The sequence below is a fragment of the Bradyrhizobium sp. T-1 genome, assembly GCF_053592855.1.
The window spans coordinates 1-13,060 of sequence record NZ_CM132115.1 but is presented as its reverse complement, the minus strand read 5'-3'; the positions used below and the strand labels follow the sequence as shown (position 1 = coordinate 13,060).

Sequence of the window (13,060 nt, the reverse complement as noted above, 5' to 3'; positions counted from 1 at the left end):
CCGGCCTCTCCCCGCAAGCGGAGAGAGGCGAAGATCACCCCTTCCGTTCCGGCACGCGCCGGATCTTCGCACCCAACGCGTTCAGCCGCTCGTCGATGCGTTCATAGCCGCGCTCGATCTGGTCGGCATTGTTGATGGTGGAGGTGCCCTCGGCGCAGACGGCGGCGAGCAGCATCGCCATGCCGGCGCGGATGTCGGGCGAGCTCAGCGTCGCGCCGTGCAGCCGGCTGGGCCCTGCGATGATGGCGCGATGCGGATCGCACAGCACGATGCGCGCACCCATCCCGATCAGCTTGTCGACGAAGAACATGCGCGATTCGAACATCTTCTCGAACATCAGGATCACGCCTTCGCATTGCGTGGCAGTGACGATCGCGATCGACATCAGATCGGCCGGGAACGCCGGCCATGGCTGGTCCTCGAGCTTCGGCACGTGGCCGCCGAAATCGTCCTGGATCTTCAGCGTCTGGTTCGACGGCACGATGAGATCGTCGCCCTCGACGCGGCAGACGATGCCGAGCCGCTCGAAACCCATGCGGATCGAGCGCAGATGCTCCACGCCGGCGCGCACGATGCGCAAGGGCGAGCGCGTCACGGCGGCAAGTCCGATCAGCGAGCCGACCTCGATATGATCGGGCTGGATCGCATAGGTCGTGCCGCCCAGCGTCGCCGGGCCATGAACGATCATGGTGTTGGTGCCGATGCCCTCGATCTTCGCACCGAGTGCAACCAGGAAGTTGGCGAGGTCCTGCACATGCGGCTCCGAGGCCGCGTTGCGCAAATGGGTGACACCGTCGGCGGCAACCGCCGCGACCAGCGCGTTCTCGGTCGCGGTGACGCTCGGCTCGTCCAGGAACACGTCGGCGCCGGTGAGCTTGGGGCAGCGGAATTCCAGCCGGTCCGTTGCGGTGACCTTGGCGCCGAGCTGTTCCAGCGCCAACACATGCGTGTCGAGCCGGCGCCGGCCGATGACGTCGCCGCCGGGTGGCGGCAGCATCACCTCGCCGCAGCGTGCGAGCAGCGGGCCCGCGAGCAGGATCGAGGCGCGGATGCGAACGCAGAGCTCGGGGTCGAGATCGGCGGCACGGATGCTCTTGGCGTGGATGTGAAGCGTGTTGCGCGCGGTCCATTCCGCTGACGCGCCGACCGAGCAGATCAACTCGACCAGCGTCTCGGTGTCGCGGATCCGCGGCACGTTCTGAAGCGTCACCGGATGTTCGGTGAGCAGGGCGGCGGCGATGATCGGCAGCGCCGAATTCTTGTTGCCGGCCGGCTCGATCGAGCCCGAGAGCCGGTGACCGCCCTCGACGATATATTGGATGGGCGCCACTTGGATCTCTCCGTCCTGTTGGGTTGGGGCGGGCTGCTTGGGAGGCGGAAACTATAGGGAATTGAGCGCGGTAGCAATTGCGCTGGCCGTGGTTCTGGACGGCCTGCCGGCCAGACGGCCTCAAAACAGGCCGATGATATTTCCCACCACATAGAGGATCGCGATCAGGATCAGCGCGCCGATCATGACGAAGGAGATCTCGATCGCAATGGCGCCGGTGCCGAGCGTGGCGGCGACGGCGGCAAGGAGGCGCTCTTCTCGAAAGATCAGCGAGAGGACGGACAGCAGGATGGCGAGCAGGCCGAGTGAGATCGCCGTGACCGATGCAATTTCGCTCCAGCTTCTTCCAGCCGATTTTTCAACTGTCGGCGCCTGATATTCAACGCCCTTCACGCGCGCGACGATACGATCCTTGATGCGGTGCCCGGTGTCGACGATCACCTGGTCAACTGCTGGTGGCGGATACACCATCGGCACGACCCAATGCGGCAGCACGGCCGCCATGAAAGCCAGCAGGCCGATGAGGCTCCCGATCACGCCAAGCCGGCGTGACGGAATGGCAGGCTTGATCGCAGGAGCGCTCATGGACATTTCCCGGCCGGATTGGCCAACGGGTTCACGCCATTTCGTCGCGATTGCGGGCGGTGAGGTTCAGGGGTCGCCGTGCCCATTACCTCTCCCCAGCGGGGAGAGGTCGGATTGCGCAGCAATCCGGGTGAGGGGCTGCAGCAGCCGGTGAGACTGTAACCCCTCACCCGGAGCACATCTATCGATGCGCTCCGACCTCTCCCCAGCGGGGAGAGGTGATCCGTGCCCGGGACTCGCACCGAGCATCAAACGTACAGGGCCCTCAAATATCGATCGTCGCGCTGAGCGAATGTTCCTGGATGAAGTCGCGGCGCGGTTCGACCACGTCGCCCATCAGCTTGGTGAAGATGTCGTCGGCCTCGTCGACCTCCTTGACCTTCACCTGCAGCAGCGAGCGCACGTCGGTGTCGAGCGTGGTCTCCCAGAGCTGCTCCGGGTTCATCTCGCCGAGGCCTTTGTAGCGCTGCAGCGTGATGCCCTTGCGGCCGGCTTCGGTCACCGCCTCGAACAGATCGACCGGGCCGTGCACCACGTGCTCGGTATCCTTGCGCCGCAGCTTGCCGGAGCGGGCATAGACGTCCTGCAGCTTCGTCGTGTACTCGTCGAGCTTGCGTGCCTCGGCCGAACCGAGCAGCGCATCGTCGATGACAGCCGCTTCCTTGACGCCGCGCACGGTGCGCTCGAACAGGAAACCCTGGCCTTCGACGAACTGCCCGACCCAGCCGCGCTCGACCTCCTCGGCCTGGTTGTCCAGCCGGGTCGCGATGTACTGCGCCGCGGCCGCGGCGTTCTCCGGGTTGCCGTAGACCGACTTGTTCAGCACGCCGGTGATGGCGGCCTGCTCGATCACCTTGCGGTTATAGCGGCTGTGCAAATTGCGCAGGATGCTGCGGACCACGCGGGCGTCATCGACCAGCGCGCGCAGATCACGGCCGGACCGATCGCCACCGGTGCCGGGAATGTAGACGCAGTCGTCGAGACCGGCGTCGATCAGATAATCTTCCAGCGCGCGCTCGTCCTTCAGATATTGCTCGGACTTGCCGCGCGAAACCTTATACAGCGGCGGCTGGGCGATATAGAGATAGCCGCCGTCGATGATGTCGCGCATCTGCCGGTAGAAGAAGGTGAGCAGCAGCGTGCGGATGTGGGCGCCGTCGACGTCGGCGTCGGTCATCACGATGATCTTGTGATAGCGCAGCTTCTCGACCGAGAACTCGTCGCCGATGCTCGTTCCGAGTGCGGTGATCAGCGTACCGATCTGCTCGCTGCCCAGCATCTTGTCGGGCCGGACGCGTTCCACGTTGAGGATCTTGCCGCGCAGCGGCAGCACCGCCTGGAATTCACGGTTGCGGCCCTGCTTGGCGCTGCCGCCTGCCGAGTCGCCCTCGACGATGAACAGTTCTGATTTCGCCGGGTCCTTCTCCTGGCAGTCGGCGAGCTTGCCGGGCAGCGAGGAGACCGAGAGCGGGCTCTTGCGCGTCAGCTCGCGCGCCTTTCGCGCCGCTTCGCGGGCGGCGGCGGCCTGGATCACCTTGCCGACGATCATCTTGGCCTCGGACGGATGCTCCTCGAACCAGGCCTGCAGCGCCTCGTTCAGCACGTTCTCGACCACCGGGCGCACTTCCGAGGACACCAGCTTGTCCTTGGTCTGCGACGAAAACTTCGGGTCCGGCACCTTCACCGACAGCACGGCGGTGAGGCCTTCGCGGCAATCGTCGCCGGTGAGCGCAATCTTTTCCTTCTTCGCGTTGGCCTCGGCATAGCCGTTGACCTGGCGCGTCAGCGCGCCGCGGAAACCGGCGAGATGGGTGCCGCCGTCACGCTGCGGGATGTTGTTGGTGAAGCACAGCACGTTCTCGTGGTAGCTGTCGTTCCACCACAGCGCGGCCTCGACGCCGATGCCGTTGGCCTCCGCGCGCACCATGATCGGCGCGGGCACCAGGGCCTTCTTGTTGCGGTCGAGATATTTGACGAACTCCTCGACGCCGCCGGAATAGTACATCTCCTCGCGCTTCTCGACCGCGTGACGCATGTCGGAGAGGGCGATGTTGACGCCGGAATTGAGGAAGGCGAGCTCGCGCAGACGATGCTCGAGCGTCGCGAAGTCGTATTCGATGTTCTTGAAGGTCTCGCCCGAGGCCAGGAACGTCACCTCGGTGCCGCGCCGGCCCGGCGCATCGCCGACGACCTTGAGCGGTGCGACCGCATCGCCGTGGGCGAACTCGATGTAATGCTCCTTGTCGTCGCGCCAGATGCGCAGGCCCAGCTTGCTCGACAGCGCGTTGACGACGGAGACGCCGACGCCGTGCAGGCCGCCGGAGACCTTGTAGGAGTTCTGGTCGAACTTTCCGCCGGCGTGAAGCTGGGTCATGATGACCTCGGCTGCCGAGATGCCTTCGCCCTTGTGGATGTCGACCGGAATGCCGCGGCCGTCGTCGCGCACGGTGACGGAATTGTCGGCATTGAGCACGACATCGACGCGCGTGGCGTGGCCCGCCAGCGCTTCGTCGATCGCGTTGTCGACGACCTCGTAGACCATGTGGTGCAGGCCCGAGCCGTCATCGGTATCGCCGATATACATGCCGGGGCGCTTGCGGACGGCATCGAGCCCCTTGAGCACGCGGATCGATTCCGCGCCATATTCGCTCGCGGTGGAGGGCTCGTTTTCGGCAGCAGGCTGCCGAGCAGGTTCTGTCATGAGAGGCCTTCGAAATGTCGCCCGAATCAGCCGCGCAAAAGGCGCTGATCTGCAAGCTATTTGTGCCATGAAAGACCGATTGCGCCTAGCGCAAAGTATCTCCCGGCAACCCTTTGAGTAGATGGGGTTTTTGGGCGGGTTTTCAAGGCGTGAGAAGGTCGATTCCGGGGCTCGCAAAAAGCCCGATTCGGGACGCTGTTTTGAGCCCTCAAAGGCGCGGATTTTGCGGGGGCGCGGAGAGCTGTTCCGAGGTGCCATCGCGGCCCGGAGCAGGCCCTGGGTTCAGTAGATCCGGTCCGACTTGCTCTCGTCGTCGCTCAACCTGAGGGCCCAGGCCTCGCCTGCGGCCACGGTGATGCTAGCAGTGCGCATCCGATGGCCTGATACGACAAGAGTGTAGGAATACGTGCCGGGCGGCAGATCCAGCGTTTGCGGATGATTGACGCCGCCCGCGATCTTGATGGTTTGATCGTTGATCGCGAGCGAAGCCACGTCAGGCACAAGATAGCCGAAGATCAGCCGCGCCTGTCCTGGCATCGGCAGGAAGTTGGCCTTGGCGGCGGCCTCTGTGTTCCGCTGCACCAGCTCGACCGTGGTCTCGTCCTTCGCGCGGCCGAGCATCAAGGTGACTGGCCCCTCTGGGGATGTGAACGAGAACTCCGCGTGCTCGGCTGCGACCGCGGCCCCACCTGCCACTTCTTGCCAACCGAGCTTCGGCAGCTCGGCACGGTAGAAGGCGAGCACGTCGCTGAACTCGGCAGGGATACTGGCGCTGAGCGTACGCCGGATCGGAGCCTTGACGCCGTCAGCATATTGGGTGGTGAAGTGCCTGTGGCTGATCCGGGTCGGCACGGGCAGATCGACACCAGGATCGAGCTTGAGCGGCCCGGGCGACAGCCGCGCCAAATACAGCCGCGCCATGTCCGGCACCGCGCCCTCGGCGTGTGCCGGAAGCGGGCAGCTCGCGAGAAGCAAGAGGCCGCACACCAACAGCCGCCATCCTGTCGGAATATTTGACGCGCGCTTGACCATCGTCTCACTCACTCTCCAGGGATATCGCGCGTCGTGATCTTCGCGCGATGCGGCGGTCGCAATACGCATTGCCGCCGCCTCTGCAGCACTAGTCGCCTCACGGAACGGCCAGGTTCAACCTGGCCTTTCCAAGCAAGGGTGACGGGATCAATACATCTGCAGCGGCAGCACTTCGCCGGTCGGACCCACCATCAGGCCCCAGGCATCGCCTGCGACGAGCTCGATCGCTTCGTTGCGGGCCGGCCGGCCAGCGATTTTCAGCGCGTATTGATACTTGCCGGGCGGCAGATCGAGCATCGGCCCCTTCGGCGATTGAGGGCCACCGGCGCCGGCGGCGACCTTGATGGTCTGCTTGTTGATGGTGAGCACGGCTTCCTGGTTGCCCATATTGCCCAGCAGCAGCTTGGCCTGACCTGGCTTCGGCATGATGTCGGCCTTGGTCGCGGCATCCGGGTTCTTCTGCACGAGGTCGATCGACGTCTCGCCCCTGGTGCGGCCGAGCTTCAACATCGCCGGGCCCTGCGGGGAGGCGAAGGCGAGCTGCACGCGATCGGCGGTCGTCACCGCGCCGTCCGGCTTCTCCTGCCAACCGAGCTTTGTCAGCTCGCGGCGATAGAACGCGAGCACGTCGCTGAGCTCGGCGGGCACGTTGGCTTCGAGCTCGCGGCGGAACGGCACCTCGACGCCGGGCAGCTTTGCCGTGCCAAGCGAGGTCGAGCTGCGCTGCTTCGGCACGGGCAGCGCGGAGTCCGGGTCTGCTTCCAGCGGGCCGGATGCTTTGGCCTGCACGCCAGCCGCATCGTTGCTCGCAGGGCCGCTCTTGGAGACAGGGTTAGCCGCGGCCATCTTGAGGCCCGAGCCATCGGCGCTGACATTCACCTTCGCGCCCATCTGCATCACGGTGAACGAGATCGCCTTGCCGCCCTTGGCGAATTCCAGCACGGCCATGTTCGGCTGGTTGATGACCGACGGCTGCTCTTTCCAGCCCGCCTGCTTCAGCGATGAACGGTAGAACGTGGCGAGCGCCTTGACGCTGGAGGCGGCATTGAATTCGAGCCGGCCACCGGGGCCATCGAAATTCACCTCCTGCGCGGTCTCCGGCAGCGGCACCGGCGTGGTGCTGCCGGCCTGTGCCTGCAACGGCGCATCGGAGAGCGTGGCGGCCTGTACCTTGCGACGGGCCGCGTCTTCAGCGAGGACCTGTTTCGTCATCGCCTCCGCGTCCTTCATGAATTGCTCGTCAGCTTCCTTCTTCGCCTTGGCGCGGGCGGCAAGCGCCGACTCCTTCAGCTGCGCGATCATGCTGACCATGGTGAAATCGTATTTGCGGCCGAGCCGCAGCACGCCGGTTTCCTCGTTCGTGGAGACCTTGATCGCCACCTCGTCGCCGGGCGCGAGCGGCGCACTGCCATCCTCCTGCCAGCCACGCGCGGCGAGCTCGCGATGATAGAAGGCGAGCACGGCGGGCAGCTCGGCCATCACGGCGGCGGACATTTCGCGCTTGTTGGAGCTTGCGCCGCCGAGGCCCCTGGCTGACTTGGTCGAATTCGGTCGCGGCAGGCCGGCAAGATCGCTGTCGGCCTTGAGCTCTCCGGGCAAAGCGAAGGGCGCGACGCGGATGTCCACATTGGTGCGGCCGTCGTCGCGGCGCGTCAGCGTCAGCATGACCGGCTTCTGTCGGTAGAAGCCAGTCTCCTCGCTATCAGCGTGCGCGTAAAATGCACGAAAGCCGTTGGGAACGGTCTCCTCCAGGCTGGTCGTCCAGCGTGTGGCGGTTTCCGGCGTGAGCTTCTGCCAGCCGATCGCAGCCATCTGGCTGGCGTAGAAATCCGACGTCCCATCGAGCGTGCCGGGCGCGATGCAGCCGAGATAGGGCCTGGTGCCATCGAACATGATGTCACTCGCGCCATCGGGGAACGGCACGTTCCCGTAGATCCGGTCGTACGAATAGTGGACCACGGACTGGTCGGGTCGGCCCAGGGCCTGGGTGAGGAAGACCGAAAGGCCCTGCCGTCCCTTCTTGAAATTCAGTGTGGTGCTCTTCTCCTCCAGCGGTCGCACATAAGGCACCCAGCCATTGGCGCTCAGGAGCTTCTTCACCGCCGGTGCTGTTACGGCCTCCGGTGTCGGCATGCGATATTCGACGCCGCCGCCCTTTCCAAGCGAGGGATCCTGCACCGCGCCTTCGAGCTGCGGCAGGCCGTGGACGTCGACGATGCCGTCGTCGGCGCGCGCGGGCAGCGAAACGCTTGCCATCAGCAGAAGGCCGCAGGCAAGCAGCCGCCAGCGTGCCGGGACCTGCGTCCCGCGCTCGATCATCGACATCTGAAAGACTCCCGGATTTCGCGTGGGTCCTGATCCCCGCGCAATTGCAGGCTGCGACACCGTCGGCGCGGCCTCAGACGACTAGTCGCGGCAGGAACCGGCAAGGTTCAACAGCGGTATCCCGAGGCGCCGCAGGCGGGGTCAGGAGGGGGCGGGGCTCAATAGAGCTGCAGCGGCGACCAGAGGTCACCCTCCGGACCGATCGTGACCTCCCAGGCATCGCCGGCCACCAGCTCGATCGTTGTGTTGCGGTCCGGGCCGCCGTCGATCTTCAACGCGTATGAATATTTGCCCGGCGGCATGTTGAACAGCGGCGCCTCCGGGCGTTCCTTGCCGGCGCGGGCGGGGAGCGTGATGGTGTGGTTGTCGACCGTGAGCACGGCTTCCTTGTCGCTGAGATTGGTGAGCATCAGCGCCGCGCGGCCGGGCCGGGGCATGACATGCGCCATGGTCGCGGCCTCGCGGTTTCGCTGCACCAGATTGACTGAGGTGCTCGAGTCCTTGCGGTCAAGCTCCAGCGCCGCCGGCCCCAGCGGGGTCGCGAAGGTGAGCCGGACGTGATCGGTGGCGATCACGGCGCCATCGTGCTGTTCCTGCCAGCCGAGCTTTCCGAGCTCGGTGCGGTAGAAGGCGAGGACGTCGCCGAGCTTTGCGGGAATGCGAGCCGTGAGCCTGGTCCGCAGCGGCGCCTCGATGCCGAGCATCTTGGTGGTGCCGATCTCGCGATAGCTGGTTCGGGTCGGTGCGGGCAGGGCGGCGTCGGGATCCGGCGCGAGGGCGGACGAAAACAGCGGCGCGAGATGCGGCACCCAGGCGCCGGCGCTTGCGGCAAGCGCGCAGCGCCAGGCGCCGGCGCTTGCGGCAAGCGCGCAGCTTGCGATCAGAGCGAGGCCGCACACGAACAGCCGCCATCGTGCCGGGACTTTCGCCCCTTGCCTTACCGTCGTCATGGTCTCTCTCTCTCCAGGGATATCGCGCGTGTCGATTGCGCGATTGCAACGGCTGCGACACCGCCAGCGCGGCCTCACAGACCTAGTCGCGGCCCGAATAAGCGAGGTTCAACAAAGCCGGCTATCGCCGGGCGGAAACGCGTCCGCTCTCGACGTCAAACACTTCGCCGCCGGCGCCGATCTCGGTGAACGCGGCCGGGTCCGCGCCGGTCAGCCAGACCTGCGCGCCGAGCTTGCGCAGTTCGTCGAACAGCGCGGTGCGGCGGTTGGGGTCGAGATGGGCGACGACCTCGTCGAGCAAGAGCAGCGGCACGATGCCGGTCATCTCCGCGACCAGCGTCGCATGCGCCAGCACGAGGCCGATCAGCAGCGCCTTCTGCTCGCCGGTGGAGGCATCGCGCGCCGGCATGCTCTTCGGCGCATAGATCACCTGGAGATCGGTGAGATGCGGGCCGTCGGTGGTGCGGCCGGCAATCGCATCGCGCGGGCGGTTGTCGCGCAGGATCTGGCGATAGCGGTCCTCGACCGACGTCGCGGTCTCCTGCAGCAGCGCGTTCTCCATCCAGCCGTCGAGCGCGATCTGCGCTGACGGAAATGCGGAGGCTTGCGCGCGCGCGTTGAGCATGCCGGTGAGCCGCGCCGCAGTCTGGCCGCGCGTCGCGGCCACCGCGACCGCGAGCTCGGCGGTCTCGCGCTCGATCGCGTCACACCAATGGTCGTCGTAATTGCGCGTCTCGAGCAGACGGTTGCGCGAGCGCAGGGAACGTTCCAGCGCATTGATGCGGCTGGAATGCTCGCTGTCGATCGCGAGCACCAGGCGGTCGAAGAAGCGCCGCCGCTCGGAACCAGCGCCCATGAACAGCCCGTCCATCGCCGGCGTCAGCCACACCATGCGAATATGGTCACCGAAGGCGGCCGCAGAATTGACGGGCTCGCGGTCGATGCGGCAGCGGCGGCTCGCGGAAGCGTCCGCGCGCGGCGGCTCGATGCCGGTGCCGAGCGTGGCGAGCCCCAGCGCGCCCTCGACCTGCGCCGACACCGCCCAGGACCCATCGCCCTGGTTGTCGGCGACATCCTCCAGCGTGGCGCGCCGCAAGCCCCGGCCCGGCGACAGGAACGAGATCGCCTCGATGCAATTGGTCTTGCCCGCCCCGTTCGGCCCGACCAGCGCCACCATGTCAGCCGCCGTCTCGAGCCCCGCCGCCCGATAATTGCGAAAATGCGTCAGCGTCAGGCGATGAATGCGGGAGGGGGTCATGCTGTCTTTGTCATTGGCGCGCGTCAGCGGCGCCGCCCTTCGGACGGCTATGCCCGGCCATGACGGATGTAGTCAATGCGTGCGGAGGCCGGTAGCCCCTCACACCCGCATCGGCATCAGCACGTACAGCGCGCTCTTGTCGTCGCGGTCTTGCACCAGGGTCGGTGAGCCGGGGTCGGCGAGCTTCAGGGTGGCGACGTCGCCTTCGATCTGGGCGGCGATGTCGAGCAGGTAGCGGGAGTTGAAGCCGATATCGAGCGCGTCGGAGGCGTATTCGACCTCGATCTCTTCGGTGGCGCTGCCGGAATCCGGATTGGTGACCGACAGCACCAGCTTGCCCGGCGACAGCGACAGTTTGACCGCGCGGCCGCGCTCGCTCGAGATCGTCGAGACGCGGTCGACCGCGTTCTCGAAGTCCTTCTTGTCGACGACGAGTTCCTTGTCGTTGCCCTGCGGGATGACGCGGCCGTAATCGGGGAAGGTGCCGTCGATCAGCTTCGAGGTCAGCACCACGTTGCCGATGGTGAAGCGGATCTTGGCCTGCGACAGCTCGATCGTCATCTCGGCGTCGGTGTCCTCGATCAGGCGCTGCACCTCGCCGACGGTCTTGCGCGGCACGATCACGCCGGGCATGCCCTCGGCGCCCTTGGGCTGCACCAGGTCGAGCTGGGCGAGGCGGTGGCCGTCGGTGGCGACGCCGCGCAGGGTCGCGGCCTTCGCCGTGCCCGCGGCATGCAGATAGATGCCGTTGAGATAATAGCGCGTCTCCTCGGTGGAGATCGCGAACTGGGTGCGGTCGATCAGCCGCTTGACGTCCTTGGCGGCGAGATTGAACGCGTGCGACAGGTCGCCCGCGGCGAGATCCGGGAAATCGTTCTCCGGCAGGGTCTGCAGCGTGAAGCGCGAGCGGCCGGCGCGGATCGCCAGCACCGCGCGGTCGCCGTCGGCCTCCAGCACGATCTGGGACCCATCAGGCAGCTTGCGCACGATGTCGTAGAACATGTGCGCCGGCACGGTGGTCGAGCCCGCGGTCGCGGTTTCCGCAGGAAGCGTCTCCGTCACCTCGAGGTCGAGGTCGGTCGCCTTCAGCGACAATTTCGCGTTCTCGGCGCGGACCAGCACGTTGCCCAGGATCGGAATCGTGTTGCGGCGCTCGACCACGCGGTGGACATGGCCCAGCGATTTCAGGAGTTGCGCGCGTTCGACCGTAACCTTCATTGCACTACTCGCCCGATCCCCAAAGATGGAAAAAGCCGGGCGGAGGACAGCGCGCCGCGGCACCGAAGACCCCGGCAGGCCGGGTCATCGAGCCGATATGACCAAAGCCGTCAGGGTCGCGCAAGGTGGCGCGGATAGCCCCGGGATTCAAGGGATCGGGAGCCAGTTCCCCACGATTTACCGCCAAAACGAACACCGCCGCCCAGGCATGGCCGGGGCGGCGGGAGAATGGCGGGAGGTCTAGGCGTTTATTCCTGAAGCTGGCGCTTCAGCGACTCCACTTCCTCCGACAGCGCATTGTCCCTGGACACCAGCGCCTCGATCTTGCGCACGGCGTGCAGCACGGTGGTGTGGTCGCGGCCACCGAAGCGGCGGCCGATTTCCGGCAGTGAGCGCAGGGTCAGCGTCTTGGCGAGATACATCGCCACCTGGCGCGGACGCACCACATTGGCGGTCCGGCGCGAGGACAAGAGGTCGGAGCGGCTGACATTATACTGCCGCGCCACCACGCGCTGGATGTCCTCGATCTTGATCCGCTTCGGCTCCTGCGGCCGGATCAGATCGCGCACCTCGTGCTCGGCCATCTCCAGCGTCACCGGCCGGTTGTTGAGCTTCGAATGCGCCAAGAGGCGGTTGATCGCGCCTTCGAGGTCACGGCCGTTATGGGTGATGGCGCGCGCCAGATAATGCAGCACCTCTTCCGGTACGTCGAAAGTCGCATGATGGGTGCGGGCCGCCGCGACGCGCGACTTGAGAATGCCGTGGCGCAGCTCCTCGCCGAGCGAGCCCATCTCGACCACGAGACCGCCGGCGAGGCGCGAGCGGACCCGATCGTCCAGGCTTTCCAGGTCGGACGGCGGACGGTCGGCAGCAATCACGACCTGACGGCCGGCATCGATCAGCGCATTCAGCGTGTGACAGAACTCGGCCTGCGTCGACTTACCCTGCAGGAACTGGAGGTCGTCGATGACGAGCACGTCGATGCCGCGCAGCGCTTCCTTGAAGGCCAGCGCCGTCTGCGTCTTCAGCGCGGCGACGAAGCCGTACATGAATTTTTCTGCGGTCAGGTAGAGCACCTTGCGCTCGTTGCCGGAATTGCCGGCCCAGGTCACCGCCTGCAACAGATGCGTCTTGCCGAGGCCAACGCCGGCATGGATGTAGAGCGGGTTGAACATCACGGGGTCGCCGCGACGTCCTTCGGCGACCTGGCGCGCGGCGGCATGCGCCAGCGTGTTGGAACGGCCGATGACGAAGCTTGCAAAGGTCAGGCGCGGATCGAGCGGCGAGCCGCCGAGCGCGTCATGATTGGCGGAGACCGGCGCGGTCGCGGTCGAGCGCAGCTCCGGCGCAGGCGCGCGGCGTGCTTCGACCGGCGCCGGCGCTTCCTTCGGCTGCACCACGGGGCGCACGGCGGAGCGGACGGTGAGGTCGATACGATGCACTTCCGGCATCTCGGCCTGCCAGCATGACAGCACACGCTCGGCATAATGGGCCTGGATCCAGCTCTTCAGGAACCGCGTCGGGACCGAGAGACGCACGCTCTCGTCCTGCACGCCTTCGAGATCCATGCGCGCAAACCAGCTCGTATAGACGTCCTCACCAACGTTCGTGCGCAGGCGATTCTTCACGCGTGACCAGCGATCCTGTTCCGATGTCGTCAT

General features: G+C 66.1%; 9 protein-coding genes. All 9 read right to left on the bottom strand.

All coding sequences use genetic code 11. The features are described 5' to 3' along the window. Positions 1-34 precede the first annotated feature (34 nt). A complete protein-coding gene (murA, locus tag ACWAT4_RS00045) occupies positions 35-1,330 on the bottom strand; it encodes a UDP-N-acetylglucosamine 1-carboxyvinyltransferase (protein ID WP_212302066.1) in 1,296 nt (431 codons plus the stop codon). A 120-nt stretch (positions 1,331-1,450) separates the two neighbouring features. Then, entirely contained in the window at positions 1,451-1,915 is a 465-nt protein-coding gene (locus ACWAT4_RS00040) for a hypothetical protein (protein ID WP_449729553.1), read from the bottom strand. 265 nt (positions 1,916-2,180) lie between these two features. After that, entirely contained in the window at positions 2,181-4,616 is a 2,436-nt protein-coding gene (gene gyrB / locus ACWAT4_RS00035) for a DNA topoisomerase (ATP-hydrolyzing) subunit B (RefSeq protein ID WP_212302068.1), read from the bottom strand. A gap of 282 nt (positions 4,617-4,898) precedes the next feature. Beyond that, entirely contained in the window at positions 4,899-5,717 is an 819-nt protein-coding gene (locus ACWAT4_RS00030) for a hypothetical protein (RefSeq protein ID WP_449729552.1), read from the bottom strand. Positions 5,718-5,795: 78 nt separating this feature from the next. Further along, positions 5,796-7,973, bottom strand: a complete 2,178-nt coding sequence (locus ACWAT4_RS00025) for a hypothetical protein (protein WP_449729551.1) — start codon at positions 7,971-7,973, stop codon at positions 5,796-5,798. A gap of 158 nt (positions 7,974-8,131) precedes the next feature. Next, positions 8,132-8,923 (bottom strand): hypothetical protein, encoded by a 792-nt coding sequence (locus ACWAT4_RS00020; protein ID WP_449729550.1) that lies wholly within the window; start codon positions 8,921-8,923, stop codon positions 8,132-8,134. A 121-nt stretch (positions 8,924-9,044) separates the two neighbouring features. Next, the gene (gene recF / locus ACWAT4_RS00015; protein ID WP_449729549.1) at positions 9,045-10,181 is read right to left on the bottom strand and encodes a DNA replication/repair protein RecF; all 1,137 of its coding nucleotides are present in this window, start codon (positions 10,179-10,181) and stop codon (positions 9,045-9,047) included. Between the two features lie 99 nt (positions 10,182-10,280). Next, complete coding sequence (gene dnaN / locus ACWAT4_RS00010; protein WP_212302072.1) at positions 10,281-11,399, bottom strand: DNA polymerase III subunit beta; 1,119 nt, start codon at positions 11,397-11,399, stop codon at positions 10,281-10,283. Between the two features lie 248 nt (positions 11,400-11,647). Further along, positions 11,648-13,060 (bottom strand): chromosomal replication initiator protein DnaA, encoded by a 1,413-nt coding sequence (dnaA, locus tag ACWAT4_RS00005; RefSeq protein ID WP_249210019.1) that lies wholly within the window; start codon positions 13,058-13,060, stop codon positions 11,648-11,650.